This is a genomic window from Streptomyces sp. NPDC013157 (genome assembly GCF_042899865.1).
GTDB lineage: Bacteria > Actinomycetota > Actinomycetes > Streptomycetales > Streptomycetaceae > Streptomyces.
Window position 1 is genome coordinate 160,960 of the sequence record NZ_JBIBAK010000021.1, and the last position, 15,770, is coordinate 176,729.

Below are 15,770 nucleotides of genomic sequence, written 5' to 3' on the forward strand. Positions count from 1 at the left end.
TTCCGCTCACCTTCTTCCTTCTCTCGGCTAACGCCGATGACGGCGTTTCATGGCGATGTGCCGGGTATCTGCCGACAGCGCGGCCAAGATCGCATAGGACCGAGAGAGGGATTAATACGACAAGCCGATGAACTGCCCACTTCACCCATTGAGGTGAGCACATACCCCATTTGCGCAGTAAATCCATGTCTGATCTTTACTCTGCATTACGATTCGTTTACTGAACGTTGATTCATCCCGCCCAGATCCGCGACCGCGCTGCCCCGGAGGAGACGGGAAACATGTCGTCAGCCTGCGTACCCACCCACCCCGAGAGCCTCGGCCTCGCCCGAGCCACAACTCCCCCCGCCGTCACCGGCACTGACCGGCCGCACCACCCGCCCTCACCCCCGCGTCGCCGCCTCCCCCTCGCGGGCGCCGACCTGTCCGCGTCCGTCGCGGTGTTCCTGATCGCCCTCCCGCTCTCCCTCGGCATCGCCCTCGCCACGGGCGCCCCGCTCCAGGCCGGCCTGGTGGCGGCGGCCGTCGGCGGACTGGTCGCCGGACGGCTCGGCGGCTGCCCGCTCCAGGTCAGCGGCCCCGCCGCCGGACTCACCGTGGTCACCGCCGACCTGATCCACCGGTACGGCTGGCGGGCCACCTGCGGCATCACCGTTCTCGCCGGGCTGGCCCAACTGGGCCTGGGCTGCCTGCGCGTGGCCCGCACGGCGCTCGCCGTGAGCCCGGCGGTGGTGCACGGCATGCTCGCCGGCATCGGCGTCACCATCGCCGTCGCCCAGCTGCACATCGTCCTCGGCGGCACCCCGCAGAGCTCAGTCCTCGCCAACGTCCGGGCGCTGCCCGCCCAGTTGGCGAACCTGCACCCGGCCGCCGTGGCGATGAGCACGCTGACCCTGGCCCTGCTGCTGGGCTGGCCCCGGATCCCGGGCCGAGCGGGCCGTCTGCTCGGCACGGTTCCGGCCGCCCTGGTCGCCGTCGCCGGTGCCACCGCGACCGCCTCGCTCACCGGTCTCGCCCTGCCCCGGGTCGACCTGCCGTCCTGGAGCAGCCATGCCCTGGCAGGACTGCCCGCGGGGCCGGTGCTGGGCATCGTCGCCGCCGTGCTCACCACCACGCTGGTGTGCAGCGTGCAGTCGCTGCTGGGCGCGGTCGCCGTCGACAAGCTGGTGGCAGGCCGCACCGGACCCCAGTCCCGGCTCGGCCGCTCCGACCTGGACCGGGAGCTGCTCGGCCAGGGTGCGGCCAACGTCGTGTCGGGGGCACTCGGCGGACTGCCGGTCGCGGGGGTGGCGGTGCGCAGTTCGGCGAATGTGAAATCCGGTGCCGTGAGCCGGAACTCCACGATGCTGCACGGCGTTTTCGTAGTAGTCGCCGCGCTGCTGATGGTCCCGGTCCTGGATCTCATCCCGCTCGCCTCGCTCGCCGCCCTGGTGATGGCCGTCGGCATCCAGATGGTGTCCCTGCACCACATCCGCACGGTGACCCGCCACCGCGAAGTGCTGGTCTACGCCGTCACCACCCTCGGGGTGGTTCTCCTCGGCGTCCTGGAGGGCGTGGTCCTCGGGGTCTGCGTGGCCGTCGCCGTCGCCCTGCACCGCCTCGCCCGCACCCGCATCACCCACGAAGAAGAGGGAGGAGTCCATCACGTACACGTAAGAGGACAGCTGACGTTCCTCGCGGTGCCCCGGCTCAGCAGAGTCCTGCATCTCGTGCCCCGAGGCGCCCACGCCGTCGTGGAGTTGCACGGCTCGTTCATGGACCACGCGGCGTACGAGTCACTGCGGGACTGGCGCCGGGCCCACACCGCCCAGGGCGGCTCCGCCGAACTGACCGGCTGCCGCGCGGGCGTCCGCTCACCGGAGTACGGCAACGGGCCGGAGCACGGCCGCCCCGAGCCGCACCTGAGCCACCGTGGTGGTCCCAGGCACCGGCTCGGGAGATCGGCCGGCGCGGGTCATGAACTCGCCCGCGGGATCAGCGCGTTCCAGCGCGACACCGCGCCCCTGGTGCGGGAGGAGCTGGCCCGGCTGGCGCGCGAGGGGCAGCGGCCGTCGCAGCTCTTCCTCACCTGCGCCGACTCCCGGCTCGTCACCTCGATGATCACCTCCAGCGGTCCGGGTGACCTGTTCGTGGTCCGCAACGTCGGCAACCTGGTCCCTCTTCCGGGTGAGGAGAACGGCGACGACTCGGTGGCGGCCGCGATCGAGTACGCGGTGGACGTGCTGAAGGTGCGGTCCATCACGGTGTGCGGACACTCCGGGTGCGGGGCGATGCAGGCGCTGCTCGGCTCCGGGACCGGGGGTGCGGCGACCCCCCTCGGACGGTGGCTGCGGCACGGGCTGCCGAGCCTGGCGCGGCTGGCCGACGAGGGCGGAGTGGGGACCCGGCTGGCCGGGCGCGCGGCGGCGGACACGGTGGAGCGGCTGTGCCTGACCAACGTCGTCCAGCAGTTGGAGCACCTGCGGGCGCACGACTCGGTGGCGCGGGCGCTGGCGGCGGGCGCGCTGGAGCTGCACGGGATGTACTTCCACGTGGGCGAGGCGCAGGCGTACCTGCTGAGCGTTGGCGGTGCGGACGGAGAGGGAGGGGTGTTCCAGGGGGTACCCGGTACGGAGGAGCTGCCCAGCCCGGCGTGAGCGAGAGGACCGCCGGGCCTGCCGGTGCCGCACGGGCCGGCACCGGCGGATCCGGCGTGCCACGGTGCACGGGAGACCGGCAGGCTCGGCACACCCGACCGCGGCACCCCCGCCGCACCCCGCCTCGCCGCACCCTGATAGGTCTAAACCAATTATTCGGCGGCCCTTGTCACCGGGGCCCCAGGTCTGATGAGCTGTGGCCTGGGACACAACGGACACCCTTCGAAAGGGAGATGTCGTGAGCAACGAAAGCCTGGCCAACCTCTTGAGGGAGGAGCGACGCTTCGCGCCGCCCGCTGACCTGGCCGAGAACGCCAATGTCACGGCCGAGGCGTACGAACAGGCCAAGGCTGACAGGCTCGGCTTCTGGGCCGAGCAGGCCCGCCGGCTGACCTGGGCCAAGGAGCCGACCGAGACGCTGGACTGGTCGAACCCGCCGTTCGCCAAGTGGTTCAAGGACGGCGAGCTCAACGTCGCGTACAACTGCGTGGACCGGCACGTGGAGGCCGGGCACGGCGACCGGGTCGCCATCCACTTCGAGGGTGAGCCCGGCGACAGCCGCGCGATCACCTACGCCGAGCTGAAGGACGAGGTCTCCAAGGCGGCCAACGCCCTGCTGGAGCTCGGAGTTCAGAAGGGCGACCGGGTCGCGGTCTACATGCCGATGATCCCGGAGACGGCGATCGCGATGCTCGCCTGCGCCCGGATCGGCGCCGCGCACTCCGTCGTCTTCGGCGGCTTCTCGGCGGACGCGCTGGCCACCCGTATCCAGGACGCGGACGCCAGGGTCGTCATCACCTCCGACGGCGGATACCGGCGCGGCAAGCCGTCCGCGCTCAAGCCGGCGGTGGACGAGGCGGTCGGCAAGGCGGGCAACGTCGAGCACGTGCTGGTCGTGCGCCGCACCGGGCAGGAAGTGGCCTGGGACGCCTCGCGGGACGTCTGGTGGGACGAGATCGTCGAGCGGCAGTCGGCCGAGCACACGCCGGAGGCGTTCGACGCCGAGCACCCGCTCTTCATCCTCTACACGTCCGGCACGACGGGTAAGCCGAAGGGCATCCTGCACACCTCGGGCGGCTACCTCACCCAGGCGTCGTACACGCACTGGGCGGTGTTCGACCTCAAGCCGGAGACGGACGTGTACTGGTGCACGGCCGACGTCGGCTGGGTGACCGGCCACTCGTACATCGTGTACGGGCCGCTGGCCAACGGCGCGACGCAGGTGATGTACGAGGGCACCCCGGACACCCCGCACCAGGGCCGGTTCTGGGAGATCGTGCAGAAGTACGGGGTGACGATCCTGTACACGGCGCCCACCGCGATCCGCACGTTCATGAAGTGGGGCGACGACATCCCCGCGAAGTTCGACCTGAGCAGCCTGCGGGTGCTCGGTTCGGTGGGCGAGCCGATCAACCCCGAGGCGTGGATCTGGTACCGCAAGCACATCGGTGCCGACCGGACGCCGATCGTGGACACCTGGTGGCAGACCGAGACCGGCGCGATGATGATCTCGCCGCTGCCGGGCGTCACCGCGACCAAGCCCGGTTCGGCGCAGACCCCGCTGCCCGGCATCTCGGCGACGGTCGTCGACGACGAGGCGCACGAGGTACCGAACGGCGGTGGCGGCTACCTGGTGCTGACCGAGCCGTGGCCGTCGATGCTGCGCACGATCTGGGGCGACGACCAGCGGTTCCTGGACACGTACTGGTCGCGGTTCGAGGGCAAGTACTTCGCCGGTGACGGCGCGAAGAAGGACGACGACGGCGACATCTGGCTGCTCGGCCGGGTGGACGACGTCATGCTCGTCTCCGGGCACAACATCTCGACGACCGAGGTGGAGTCGGCGCTGGTGTCCCACCCGTCGGTCGCCGAGGCGGCCGTGGTCGGCGCGGCGGACGAGACGACCGGTCAGGCGATCGTCGCCTTCGTGATCCTGCGCGGCACGGCGAACGCCGAGGACGAGAACCTCATCGCCGACCTGCGCAACCACGTCGGCGCGACGCTCGGCCCGATCGCCAAGCCCAAGCGGGTCCTGCCGGTGGCGGAGCTGCCGAAGACCCGCTCCGGCAAGATCATGCGCCGGCTGCTGCGCGATGTCGCGGAGAACCGGCAGCTCGGCGATGTCACGACCCTGACCGACTCGACGGTCATGGACCTCATCCAGGCGAAGCTGCCCGCGGCGCCCAGCGAGGACTGACCCCGACCGGCACGGCCCTCACAGGGCGCCCGGCGCGAAACGCGCCGGGCGCCCTTTTTGCACCTACCGTGAGACTCACCTGGCAACTCCCGTCACATTTAGGTAAACTAAGCAAAGTAGCGTGATCCAAAGGTGTGCCGGGAAGTCTGGTCGGCAAGTAGCCCTGTCCTGCCCACCGACCGGAGGTTCCCCGTGTCCGCGCCCCGCACCGCACCCGTCCGGAAGGTCCTCGGGCGGCTCTCGCTGCCCGAGCGGACCATCGTGGCGGACGCGCTGCGGACCGAGACCGTCGGCGGTGTACTGCTCCTCGTCGCCGCGATAGCCGCGCTGGTCTGGGCGAACATACCCGCGCTCCATCGCAGCTACGAGAGCGTCGCCGACTTCCACTTCGGCCCCGGGGCCCTCGGCCTGAACCTCTCCGTCGCCCACTGGGCCGCCGACGGCCTGCTCGCCGTCTTCTTCTTCGTCGCCGGCATCGAACTCAAGCGGGAGCTGGTGGCGGGCGACCTGCGGGACCCGAAGGCGGCCGTCCTCCCGGTGATCGCCGCGCTGTGCGGTATGGCCGTACCGGCGCTCGTCTACACCCTCACCAACCTCACGGGCGGCGGCTCCACGCAGGGCTGGGCGGTGCCCACGGCCACCGACATCGCCTTCGCGCTCGCCGTGCTGGCGGTGATCGGCACCTCGCTGCCGGGCGCCCTGCGCGCCTTCCTGCTCACCCTTGCGGTCGTCGACGACCTGTTCGCCATCCTGATCATCGCGATCTTCTTCACCGAGCGGATCGACTTCGCCGCGCTCGGCGGCGCGGTCCTCGGCCTCGCCGTCTTCTGGCTGCTGCTGCGCCGGGGCGTGCGCGGCTGGTACGTGTACGTCCCGCTCGCGGTCGTGATCTGGGCGCTGATGTACAACAGCGGCGTGCACGCGACCATCGCCGGTGTCGCCATGGGCCTGATGCTGCGCTGCACCACCCGCGAGGGTGAGCAGCACTCCCCCGGCGAGCACGTCGAGCATCTGGTGCGGCCGTTGTCGGCGGGGCTGGCCGTGCCCCTGTTCGCGCTCTTCAGCGCCGGCGTGAAGGTGTCCGCAGGGGCGCTCGGCGACGTCTTCACCAAGCCGGAGACGCTCGGGGTCGTCCTCGGCCTGGTGGTCGGCAAGGCGGCGGGGATATTCGGCGGGACCTGGCTGACCGCCCGCTTCACCCGGGCCTCGCTCAGCGAGGACCTCGAATGGGCGGACGTCTTCGCGGTGGCCTCGCTGGCCGGCATCGGCTTCACGGTCTCGCTGCTCATCGGCGAACTCGCCTTCGCCGGCGACGCGGTGCTCACCGACGAGGTGAAGGCCGCCGTCCTCACCGGCTCGCTCATCGCGGCCCTGTGCGCCACGGTGCTGCTGAAGATACGCAACACCCGCTACCGCAGGCTGGTCGAGGCCGAGGAGCGGGACGACGACCTCGACGGCATCCCGGACGTGTACGAGCAGGACGACCCGGCGTACCACCTGCGGATGGCGGAGATCTACGAACGGAAGGCCGCCGAGCACCGCAGGATCGCGGAGGAGAAAGCCGCCTCCTAGGGGGTCGGCGGGCGGGACGCGGTTGCCGAAGTGCCGGGCGGGGCAGGCGGGCAGGGCGACCGTCCGGCATGATCTGACGAGACGGTACAAAAGGACCGGCGCAAAAGGGCCGGTACCAAGAGACCGGTGCAGAAGACGACGACGAAGACGCAGAGGGAGACCGCGATGAGCGCACCCGACGGCAGCCCGGTCGGTGCCGAACGCAGCATCGGCCAGCTGTTCGCCTCGGCCACGGCCGAGATGTCGGCGCTGGTGCACGACGAGATCGCGCTGGCCAAGGCCCAGCTGAAGCAGGACGTCAAGCGGGGCGCGACGAGCGGCGGCGCGTTCTCGGCGGCCGGGGTGCTGCTGCTGTTCTCCCTGCCGATGCTCAACTTCGCGCTGGCGTACGGCATTCGGACCTGGAGCCACTGGAATCTCGCGATCTGCTTCCTGCTCTCCTTCGCGGCGAACGTCCTGGTGGCCGTCGTCCTCGCGCTGGTCGGCGTGGTCTTCGCGAAGAAGGCCAAGAAGGGTCAGGGCCCGCAGAAGGTGGCCGCGTCCATGAAGGAGACGGCGGGCGTGCTGCAGAACGCCAAGCCGCACCCGCGCCCGGAACTCCCCCGGGACGACGTACGCGCCATCGAGGCCGCTGTGGGACGCTCGTCGTCATGACGGACCCCGCTCCCTCGGCCGTACGGCTGGAGGGCCCCTGGACGCACCGGGACGTCGCCGCGAACGGCGCCCGCTTCCACATCGCCGAGCTCGGCGACGGACCGCTGGTCATGCTCGTGCACGGCTTCCCCCAGTTCTGGTGGGCCTGGCGGCACCAGCTGGTCACGCTCGCCGACGCGGGCTTCCGGGCCGTCGCCATGGACCTGCGCGGCGTCGGCGGCAGCGACCGCACGCCGCGCGGCTACGACCCGGCGAACCTCGCCCTCGACATCACCGGCGTGATCCGCTCCCTCGGCGAGCCGGACGCCGCGCTGGTCGGCCACGACCTGGGCGGCTACCTGGCGTGGACGGCGGCCGCGATGCGCCCCAAGCTGGTACGGCGCCTCGCCGTCGTGTCGATGCCGCACCCGCGGCGCTGGCGCGCGGCGATGCTGCGGGACCGCCGGCAGACCGCCGCCGCCTCCTACATCTGGGGCTTCCAGCGGCCCTGGATCCCCGAGCGGCAGCTCACCGCCGACCACGGCGCGCTGGTCGGCCGGCTGATCCGGGACTGGTCCGGGCCGCGGCTGCCGGACGACAAGGCCGTGGAGACGTACCAGCGGGCCATGTGCATCCCGTCCACCGCGCACTGCTCGATCGAGCCGTACCGCTGGCTGGTGCGCTCGCTGGCGCGCCCGGACGGCATCCAGTTCAACCGCAGGATGAAGCGCCCGGTGCGCGTCCCGACCCTCCATCTGCACGGCTCCCTGGACCCCGTCACCCGCACCCGCAGCGCGGCCGGCTCCGGCGAGTACGTCGAAGCGCCGTACCGCTGGCGGCTGTTCGACGGGCTCGGGCACTTCCCGCACGAGGAGGATCCGGTCGCGTTCTCCGCCGAGCTGGTCAACTGGCTGAAAGACCCCGAACCCGATCGGTGACCGCGCCGATGCGCCCGGTATCCGGATCTGTACACCTGTTCTACGAACGGCCACATGCCCGGCGCATAGGCCGATTGGGGAGCGTGCGGGAGGTTATCGACCTTGGGGCAGGGGCAGACGTCGGGGTATGGGCTGGACGCACGACTACAGTGACGCACCCCGCAACCGCCGTACGACAGGCGGCCCGAACCCTTACCGAGGGGGCGCCCCGCAGCTGCCGGGCACGGACCTCAGGGTGGGGATTCCGCACATCCTGCGCCGCCGGGCCCGCTGGGTCTCGGTACGTCTGCGCCACACCCGCGGCTGACCCCCTCAGAGCCCGCACGGGCCTCTAGAGGGCGCAGCTGTCGGTGCCCACCTGCTGGCTCGCGGCACGGCCCCGGGCGATGTCCACCTGGATCTCGTGGGCCGTGAGGGCGTACCCGGTGTCGGCGTCGTCCAGCGACTTCGCGAAGACGACCCCGTACACCCTGCCCTGCGGCGTGAGCAGCGGGCCGCCGGAGTTGCCCTGGCGGACGGTCGCGTACAGCGAGTAGACGTCACGGCGGACGGTGCCGCGGTGGTAGATGTCCGGGCCGTTGGCCGTGATCCGGCCGCGCACCCGGGCGGGCCGGACGTCGTACGACCCGTTCTCCGGGAACCCGGCGACGATCGCGCTGTCGGTCGTCGCCGCGTCCTTGGCGGAGAACTTCAGCGCCTTGGCCCGCAGGTCCGGCACGTCCAGTACGGCGATGTCGCGCTGCCAGTCGTAGAGGACGACCCTGGCGTCGTACTTGCGGCCCTCGCCACCGATCTGGACGGTGGGCTCGTCGACGCCGCCGACCACGTGGGCGTTGGTCATGACGCGGCGGTCGGCGAAGACGAAGCCGGTGCCCTCCAGGATCTTGCCGCAGCTCTGCGCGGTGCCCGTCACCTTGACGATGGACTGCTTGGCGCCGGTCGCCACCGCGCTGTTCGCGAGGGCCGGGTCGGGCGGCGAGACGTCGGTGATCGGTTCGTGGGCGAAGGGGCTGAAGACCTGCGGGAAGCCGTTCTGCGCGAGGACCGTGGAGAAGTCGGCGAACCAGGTGTTGGCCTGTTTGGGCAGCGCTCTGGACACCCCGAGCAGCACCTTGGAGTTGCGCACCTCCTTGCCGAGCGTCGGCAGGGTGGTGCCCGCGAGGGCGGAGCCGATCAGCCAGGCGACCAGCAGCATCGCCACCACGTTGACCAGCGCGCCGCCGGTGGCGTCCAGGGCGCGGGCCGGGGACCAGGTGATGTACCGGCGCAGCTTGTTGCCCAGGTGGGTGGTCAGGGCCTGGCCGACGGAGGCGCAGACGATGACGACGACCACGGCGACGACCGCGGCGGTGGTGCCCACCTCGGCGTTGCCGGTCACCGCGTCCCAGATCACCGGCAGGACGTAGACGGCGGCAAGTCCGCCGCCCAGGAAGCCGATCACCGACAGGATGCCGACGACGAACCCCTGGCGGTAGCCGACGATCGCGAACCACACGGCGGCGACCAGCAACAGGATGTCCAGCACATTCACGGTGGACACCCTGTCATGACCGCCAGTCGAGCGGGACCAGCTTCTCGCGGTCCCAGGAGCGCTCCCATCCCGCATAGTGCAGCAGTCGGTCGATCACCCCGGCCGTGAACCCCCACACCAGGGTCGATTCGACCAGGAATGCCGGACCTCGGTGACCGCTGGGGTGCACGGTGGTGGCCCGGTTGCCCGGATTCGTGAGATCCGCCACGGGGACCGTGAAGACCCGCGCCGTCTCGTTCGGATCGACCACGCCCACCGGCGTCGGCTCGCGCCACCAGCCCAGCACCGGGGTGACCACGAACTTGCTCACCGGGATGTACAGCCTGGGCAGCACCCCGAACAGCTGGACACCGGCCGGATCCAGCCCGGTCTCCTCCTCGGCCTCGCGGAGAGCGGCCCGCAGCGGCCCGTCGGCCTTCGGATCGCCGTCCTCGGGGTCGAGGGCACCACCGGGGAAGGAGGGCTGCCCGGCGTGCGAGCGCAGCGAACCGGCCCGCTCCATCAGCAGCAGCTCGGGCCCCTGTTCTCCCGTGCCGAACAGGATCAGCACGGCCGACTGCCGCCCCGCCCCGTTCTCCGGCGGCAGGAAGCGGCTCAGCTGGAGCGGCTGGACCGTCTCGGCGGCCCGCACCACCGGGCCCAGCCACTCGGGCAGGCCGTCCTTGCTGAGCGCCACGTCCCCGCGCGGACCGCCCGTCTGTGCCCTGCTGCTGTGTGTCACGGCATCCCCCGTCCCGCCCTGCTCCCCCGTCCTGCCCGTTCCAACGCCCGAAGTCTCCTTGATCGTTCCGCTCTCCGTCCCTGAGAAGGCCCCTGGGTCATGTCCCTGATACGGCGCCCAGCGGCGGCGCCGGCCGGCCGCCCGCGTCCAGGTACGCCTGCGGCGGCTTGAGCCGCTGGCCGGGGAAGCCGCCCTTCTCGTACTTGAGCAGCTTCTTCGCCTTCTCCGGGTCGGTCTCGCCCTCGCCGTAGGCCGGGCAGAGCGGCGCGATGGGGCAGACCCCGCAGGCGGGCTTGCGGGCGTGGCACATCCGGCGGCCGTGCCAGATGACGTGGTGCGAGAGGTCGGTCCAGTCGCTCTTGGGGAACAGCGCGCCGACGGCCGCCTCGATCTTGTCGGGGTCGGTCTCCGCGGTCCACCGCCACCGCCGGACCAGGCGCTGGAAATGCGTGTCCACGGTGATGCCGGGGCGCCCGAAGGCGTTGCCGAGCACGACGAACGCGGTCTTGCGGCCGACGCCGGGCAGCTTGACGAGGTCTTCGAGCCGCCCCGGCACCTCACCGCCGAACTGCTCGACCAGCCCCTTGGAGAGCCCTGTCACCGACCGGGTCTTGGCCCGGAAGAACCCGCACGGCCGCAGGATCTCCTCGACCTCCTCCGGGTTGGCGGCGGCCAGGTCCTCGGGAGTGGGGTACTTCGCGAAGAGCGTCGGGGTGGTCTGGTTGACCCTGAGGTCGGTGGTCTGGGCGGACAGCACCGTGGCGACCAGGAGCTGGAAGGGGTTCTCGAAGTCCAGCTCGGGGTGGGCGTACGGGTACACCTCGGCGAGCTCGCGGTTGATCCGGCGGGCCCGGCGGACGAGGGCGGTCGGCGACTCGGGCTTCCCGGCCGACTGCGGCTGCTCGACGGCGGCCTTCTCGACGGCCGTTTTCCTGGCCGCGGACTTCTTGGGGACGGCCTTCTTGGCGGCGGCCTTCTCGGGCGCGACGCGCTCGGCCGCGGTCTTCGCCGGCGCCGCCTTCTTCACCGCGGTCTTCTTCGCGGCGGTCTTCTTCACCGCCGCCTTCTTCACAGCTTTCGCCGCTCTTGTCGCCTTTTTCGGTTCACCGGAGGCGGTATCGGACCCTTGTTCGCCCACAGCGGAATCACCTCGTACAACCACCCGCCCAGCCCCCTTGGCCTGTGCTCTCACCGGCGATTTGGACACCCGGCCAGCCTAAAGCCCGGCACCGACATCCGCCCCGGACCCGGAAGATCAGCCCCCGATTGGACCCCTGCCGCTTACCTCGGCACACCTGTGCGGCATCCTTGTGACAGATCACACTGTTTGGACGGTCCGGCAAAATGGGGAGCACGGTCCCCTGGTACCAAGGGGGAGCAAGATCCCCTGAGCAGGTCGACAAGGAGAGAACTCGTGGACGACGTTCTGCGGCGCAACCCGCTCTTCGCGGCGCTCGATGACGAGCAGTCCGCGGAGCTGCGTGCCTCCATGAGTGAGGTGACCCTCGCGCGTGGCGACTCCCTGTTCCACGAGGGCGACCCGGGCGACCGGCTCTACGTCGTCACCGAGGGCAAGGTCAAGCTCCACCGCACCTCCCCCGACGGCCGCGAGAACATGCTCGCCGTGGTCGGCCCCGGCGAGCTGATCGGCGAGCTGTCGCTGTTCGACCCGGGCCCGCGCACCGCGACCGCGACCGCGCTGACCGAGGTCAAGCTGCTGGGCCTCGGCCACGGCGACCTCCAGCCCTGGCTGAACGCGCGTCCCGAGGTGGCCACCGCCCTGCTGCGTGCCGTCGCCCGCCGGCTGCGCAAGACCAACGACGCCATGTCCGACCTGGTCTTCTCCGACGTGCCGGGCCGGGTCGCGCGCGCCCTGCTGGACCTCTCCCGCCGCTTCGGCGTGCAGTCCGAGGAGGGCATCCACGTCGTCCACGACCTCACCCAGGAAGAGCTGGCCCAGCTGGTCGGCGCGTCCCGCGAGACCGTGAACAAGGCGCTGGCGGACTTCGCCCAGCGCGGCTGGCTGCGGCTGGAGGCGCGGGCCGTGATCCTGCTGGACGTCGAGCGTCTGGCGAAGCGCTCCCGGTAAACACCGTCTCCGGGGGCGCTGCCCCCGGACCCCGTTTGTCGGCCTGCGGCCTCGTCCTCAGTCACCGGACAGGCTCAGATGCGGTTGGTCCATGCCCGAAACGGTCCCGTCCAGAGGTCTCGACCCCCTGGGCTTCATCGAGCGCGAGGGCACGCACGCGCGCGTGCCGCACCTCTTCCGCCCCGTCGTCGCCGCCGCCCGCGACCGGCTCCTGGACGCCTTCGGGGCGCGGCTGGACAGCGCCTACCTCTACGGCTCCATCCCGCGCGGCACCGCGCGGCCGGGCCACAGCGACCTGGACCTCGTGGCCGTCCTGCGCGAGGAGCCGGCCGACGCCGACCGGGACGCGGCTCGTGCCCTCGGCGAGGCCGTCGACAAGGAGTTCCCGCAGATCGACGGGGTCGGAACCCTGCTCTACTCCCGCGCGCGCGTGCTCAGCGAGGTGGAGCGCTACGACATCGGCTGGTTCGTCGCCTGCCAGTGCACCCCGTTGCTCGGCGAGGACCTCGCCGAGTTCCTGCCCCGCTACCGCCTCGACTCGCTGCTCGCCCGCGAGACCAACGGCGACCTGGCCCGCTTGCTGCCGCGCTGGCGGGAGCGGATCGCGGCCGCGGGCGACACCGAGGAGGCCCTGCGGCCCCTGGTGCGCTTCATGTCACGGCACCTGGTCCGCACCGGCTTCACCCTTGTCATGCCCCGCTGGAACGGCTGGACCAGTGACCTGCGGGAGATGGCCGAGGCGTTCGCCGGCTACTACCCGGAGCGGGCCGGGCAGCTGCGCCGCGCCGCCGAGTCGGGGTACGAGCCGGTCGGCGACCGTGCGGTGCTGCGCTCGTACGTCGACGACCTGGGCCCGTGGCTCGCGGCCGAGTACGCGCGCATGCACGGCGTGAAGGCGCCCCGGCCGGAGGGCTGGGACTAGCGGTCGTCCGGCCCCTGGAGCGCGAACCAGATCCGGCGCTGGATCTCGAACCGGACCCGACGCTAGATCTCGGACTGGATCAGCCCGTGCTCGGTCAGGTAGTCCAGCTGGGCGCGTACCGACAGTTCCGCCGCCGGCCACAGGGAGCGGTCCACGTCGGCGTAGACGTGGGCGACGACCTCGGCGGGGCTGCGGTGGCCGTTCTCCACGGCCGTCTCGACCTGCGCCAGCCGGTGGGCGCGGTGGGCCAGGTAGAACTCGACGGCGCCCTGGGCGTCCTCCAGGACCGGTCCGTGGCCCGGCAGGACGGTGTGGACGCCGTCGTCGACCGTGAGTGAGCGCAGCCGTCGCAGCGAGTCCAGGTAGTCGCCCAGACGGCCGTCCGGGTGCGCCACGACCGTCGTGCCGCGCCCCAGGATGGTGTCACCGGTCAGGACCGCGCGGTCGGCCGGCAGGTGGAAGCACAGGGAGTCCGCGGTGTGGCCCGGGGTCGGTACGACCCGCAGCTCAAGCCCGCCGGTCGTGATCACGTCACCGGCGGCCAGGCCCTCGTCGCCGAGCCGCAGCGCCGGATCGAGCGCACGCACGCGCGTGCCGGTCAGTTCCGCGAACCGTACGGCGCCCTCGGCATGGTCCGGGTGGCCGTGGGTGAGCAGGGTGAGCGCGACGCGCCTGCCGGCCTTCTCGGCCGTGTCGACGACGTTCTGGAGGTGGCCGTCGTCCAGCGGGCCCGGGTCGATCACCACGGCCAGGTCGGAGTCGGGCTCGGCGACGATCCAGGTGTTGGTGCCGTCCAGGGTCATCACGGAGGCGTTGGGCGCCAGCACGTTGACGGCCCGCGCGGTGGCGGGCCCCGGGAGGACTCCGCCGCGCGGCTGGCCGGGCAGGGCTGCTGCGTCCGTCATGGTCAGGCTCCACCGGTCGTCAGGTCGGTCGGTATGTGCTTGGTGAACTCGTCGTGGCCCGGCCAGGTCAGGACGATCTCACCGTCCGCCAGCCGGGCGCGGGCCAGCACCGGGGTCATGTCCCGCGCGGGCGCCGCGGCGAGCGTCTCGGCGGCCGTGGCGTACGGCAGGAGCTGGCGCAGGGTGGCGATGGTGGGCGGCATCATCAGGAGCTCGCCCTTGTCGTAGCCGTCGGCGGCCTCCGCCGGGCGGATCCACACCGTGCGGTCGGCCTCGGTGGAGGCGTTGCGGGTGCGCTGGCCCGCGGGCAGGGCGGCGACGAAGAACCAGGTGTCGTAGCGGCGGCTCTCGAACTCCGGGGTGATCCAGCGCGTCCAGGCGCCCAGCAGGTCCGAGCGCAGCACCAGGCCCCGCCGGTCGAGGAACTCGGCGAAGGACAGGTCACGGGCGACCAGGGCCGCACGGTCGGCCTCCCAGTCGTCCCCGGTGGTGTCCCCGACGACGGCGTCCGGGGCCGGTCCGGCGAGCAGGACGCCCGCCTCCTCGTATGTCTCCCGGACGGCCGCGCAGACGATCGCCTGGGCGCCCGCCTCGTCGGCGCCGAGCCGGTCGGCCCACCACGCGCGCGTGGGGCCCGCCCAGCGGACCTGGTGGTCGTCGTCGCGCGGGTCGACACCGCCGCCCGGATACGCGTACGCGCCTCCGGCGAAGGCCATGGAGGCGCGTCTGCGCAGCATGTGGACGGCGGGACCGTCCGGTGTGTCCTTCAGGAGCAGCACGGTGGCCGCCCGCTTCGGGGCCACCGGCACGAGGGTGCCCTCCGCGTGTGCGCGGATGCGGTCCGGCCACTCGGGGGGATACCACTGTCCATCGGCCATTACCGGAGGCTATCCCGTAGGGAGCGAATGTTCGAGGGGGGCTTCGGCGGGCTACGGCTGCAGCTCGACCTGGACCTCGACCTCGACCGGCGCGTCCAGCGGCAGCACCGCGACGCCCACCGCGCTGCGCGCGTGCACGCCCTTGTCGCCGAGGACCTCGCCGAGCAGCTCGCTGGCGCCGTTGATCACGCCCGGCTGCCCGGTGAAGTCGGTCGCGGAGGCGACGAAGCCGACGACCTTCACCACGCGCGCGATCCGGTCCAGGTCACCGGCGACGGACTTCACGGCGGCCAGGGCGTTCAGCGCGCAGGTGCGGGCCAGCTCCTTGGCCTCCTCGGCGGTGACCTCGGCGCCGACCTTGCCGGTGACCGGGAGCTTGCCGTCCACCATCGGCAGCTGGCCTGAGGTGTAGACGTACGCACCGGACCGCACGGCCGGCTGGTAGGCGGCGAGCGGCGGGACGACCGCCGGCAGCGCGAGACCGAGTTCGGCCAGCTTGGCCTCCACGGCGCTCATCAGGGCTTCTCCCGCTTCAGGTAGGCCACGAGCTGCTCGGGGTTGGGCCCGGGCACCACCTGGACGAGCTCCCAGCCGTCCTCGCCCCAGGTGTCCAGAATCTGCTTCGTGGCATGGACGAGCAGCGGCACGGTTGCGTATTCCCACTTCGTCATGTGGCCGACTGTATCCGCTGTGACGGACGGGACACGTGGCCCACCGCACGCACGGTTATCCACAGCCTCCCGCGTGA

The 15,770-nt window shown here is 71.7% G+C and carries 14 protein-coding genes and 1 pseudogene; 8 read left to right on the forward strand and 7 right to left on the reverse strand.

What is annotated here, in order from left to right:
• Positions 1-281 precede the first annotated feature (281 nt).
• From ACFY6U_RS44355 to ACFY6U_RS44380, 6 genes and pseudogenes are all read left to right on the forward strand, one after another.
• Positions 282-2,636: a SulP family inorganic anion transporter gene (locus ACFY6U_RS44355; RefSeq protein ID WP_390047703.1), complete on the forward strand. Its 2,355-nt coding sequence runs from the start codon at positions 282-284 to the stop codon at positions 2,634-2,636.
• Between the two features lie 238 nt (positions 2,637-2,874).
• On the forward strand, positions 2,875-4,833 hold the full coding sequence (acs, locus tag ACFY6U_RS44360; RefSeq protein ID WP_351498948.1) for an acetate--CoA ligase: 1,959 nt from the start codon (positions 2,875-2,877) through the stop codon (positions 4,831-4,833).
• Positions 4,834-5,025: 192 nt separating this feature from the next.
• Positions 5,026-6,477 (forward strand): annotated as a pseudogene (gene nhaA, locus ACFY6U_RS44365) (Na+/H+ antiporter NhaA).
• Positions 6,478-6,570: 93 nt separating this feature from the next.
• A complete protein-coding gene (locus ACFY6U_RS44370; protein ID WP_390047705.1) occupies positions 6,571-7,059 on the forward strand; it encodes a phage holin family protein in 489 nt (162 codons plus the stop codon).
• The gene (locus tag ACFY6U_RS44375; RefSeq protein WP_390047707.1) at positions 7,056-7,976 is read left to right on the forward strand and encodes an alpha/beta fold hydrolase; all 921 of its coding nucleotides are present in this window, start codon (positions 7,056-7,058) and stop codon (positions 7,974-7,976) included. The genes ACFY6U_RS44370 and ACFY6U_RS44375 overlap by 4 nt, the downstream gene beginning before the upstream one ends.
• A gap of 127 nt (positions 7,977-8,103) precedes the next feature.
• Positions 8,104-8,283 (forward strand): hypothetical protein, encoded by a 180-nt coding sequence (locus tag ACFY6U_RS44380; protein WP_293998863.1) that lies wholly within the window; start codon positions 8,104-8,106, stop codon positions 8,281-8,283.
• 24 nt (positions 8,284-8,307) lie between these two features.
• On the opposite strand, the gene ACFY6U_RS44385 is transcribed toward ACFY6U_RS44380, so the two are convergent.
• The 3 genes from ACFY6U_RS44385 to nth all read right to left on the reverse strand — a co-directional run bounded on the left by ACFY6U_RS44385 (position 8,308) and on the right by nth (position 11,366).
• Entirely contained in the window at positions 8,308-9,507 is a 1,200-nt protein-coding gene (locus ACFY6U_RS44385) for a MarP family serine protease (protein ID WP_390047709.1), read from the reverse strand.
• Between the two features lie 13 nt (positions 9,508-9,520).
• On the reverse strand, positions 9,521-10,228 hold the full coding sequence (locus tag ACFY6U_RS44390) for an NUDIX hydrolase (RefSeq protein ID WP_390047711.1): 708 nt from the start codon (positions 10,226-10,228) through the stop codon (positions 9,521-9,523).
• 97 nt (positions 10,229-10,325) lie between these two features.
• Positions 10,326-11,366: an endonuclease III gene (gene nth / locus ACFY6U_RS44395; protein WP_390047713.1), complete on the reverse strand. Its 1,041-nt coding sequence runs from the start codon at positions 11,364-11,366 to the stop codon at positions 10,326-10,328.
• Positions 11,367-11,642: 276 nt separating this feature from the next.
• On the opposite strand from nth, the gene ACFY6U_RS44400 reads away from it, so the two are divergent.
• Together ACFY6U_RS44400 and ACFY6U_RS44405 are read left to right on the forward strand one after the other, a co-directional pair.
• The gene (locus ACFY6U_RS44400) at positions 11,643-12,317 is read left to right on the forward strand and encodes a Crp/Fnr family transcriptional regulator (RefSeq protein WP_018547939.1); all 675 of its coding nucleotides are present in this window, start codon (positions 11,643-11,645) and stop codon (positions 12,315-12,317) included.
• 91 nt (positions 12,318-12,408) lie between these two features.
• The gene (locus tag ACFY6U_RS44405) at positions 12,409-13,239 is read left to right on the forward strand and encodes a nucleotidyltransferase domain-containing protein (protein WP_390047715.1); all 831 of its coding nucleotides are present in this window, start codon (positions 12,409-12,411) and stop codon (positions 13,237-13,239) included.
• 62 nt (positions 13,240-13,301) lie between these two features.
• On the opposite strand, the gene ACFY6U_RS44410 is transcribed toward ACFY6U_RS44405, so the two are convergent.
• The 4 genes from ACFY6U_RS44410 to ACFY6U_RS44425 are packed head-to-tail and all read right to left on the reverse strand — an operon-like array spanning position 13,302 to position 15,693.
• The gene (locus ACFY6U_RS44410) at positions 13,302-14,144 is read right to left on the reverse strand and encodes an MBL fold metallo-hydrolase (RefSeq protein WP_390047717.1); all 843 of its coding nucleotides are present in this window, start codon (positions 14,142-14,144) and stop codon (positions 13,302-13,304) included.
• A 2-nt stretch (positions 14,145-14,146) separates the two neighbouring features.
• Positions 14,147-15,022 (reverse strand): NUDIX hydrolase, encoded by an 876-nt coding sequence (locus ACFY6U_RS44415; protein WP_390047719.1) that lies wholly within the window; start codon positions 15,020-15,022, stop codon positions 14,147-14,149.
• A 51-nt stretch (positions 15,023-15,073) separates the two neighbouring features.
• The gene (locus tag ACFY6U_RS44420; protein WP_390047721.1) at positions 15,074-15,538 is read right to left on the reverse strand and encodes a RidA family protein; all 465 of its coding nucleotides are present in this window, start codon (positions 15,536-15,538) and stop codon (positions 15,074-15,076) included.
• On the reverse strand, positions 15,538-15,693 hold the full coding sequence (locus ACFY6U_RS44425) for a DUF4177 domain-containing protein (RefSeq protein ID WP_181806301.1): 156 nt from the start codon (positions 15,691-15,693) through the stop codon (positions 15,538-15,540). Before ACFY6U_RS44425 ends, ACFY6U_RS44420 begins: the two co-directional genes overlap by 1 nt.
• Positions 15,694-15,770: the final 77 nt, after the last annotated feature.

What these genes read in the sequence shown, in the direction of transcription:
- ACFY6U_RS44380 (WP_293998863.1), top strand. Translation starts at nt 8,104, where the DNA reads ATGGGCTGGACGCACGACTACAGTGACGCACCCCGCAACCGCCGTACG.
- ACFY6U_RS44355 (WP_390047703.1), top strand. Translation starts at nt 282, where the DNA reads ATGTCGTCAGCCTGCGTACCCACCCACCCCGAGAGCCTCGGCCTCGCC.
- ACFY6U_RS44420 (WP_390047721.1), bottom strand. Translation starts at nt 15,538, where the DNA reads ATGAGCGCCGTGGAGGCCAAGCTGGCCGAACTCGGTCTCGCGCTGCCG.
- ACFY6U_RS44375 (WP_390047707.1), top strand. Translation starts at nt 7,056, where the DNA reads ATGACGGACCCCGCTCCCTCGGCCGTACGGCTGGAGGGCCCCTGGACG.
- ACFY6U_RS44425 (WP_181806301.1), bottom strand. Translation starts at nt 15,693, where the DNA reads ATGACGAAGTGGGAATACGCAACCGTGCCGCTGCTCGTCCATGCCACG.
- ACFY6U_RS44370 (WP_390047705.1), top strand. Translation starts at nt 6,571, where the DNA reads ATGAGCGCACCCGACGGCAGCCCGGTCGGTGCCGAACGCAGCATCGGC.
- ACFY6U_RS44410 (WP_390047717.1), bottom strand. Translation starts at nt 14,144, where the DNA reads ATGACGGACGCAGCAGCCCTGCCCGGCCAGCCGCGCGGCGGAGTCCTC.
- ACFY6U_RS44415 (WP_390047719.1), bottom strand. Translation starts at nt 15,022, where the DNA reads ATGGCCGATGGACAGTGGTATCCCCCCGAGTGGCCGGACCGCATCCGC.
- ACFY6U_RS44405 (WP_390047715.1), top strand. Translation starts at nt 12,409, where the DNA reads ATGCCCGAAACGGTCCCGTCCAGAGGTCTCGACCCCCTGGGCTTCATC.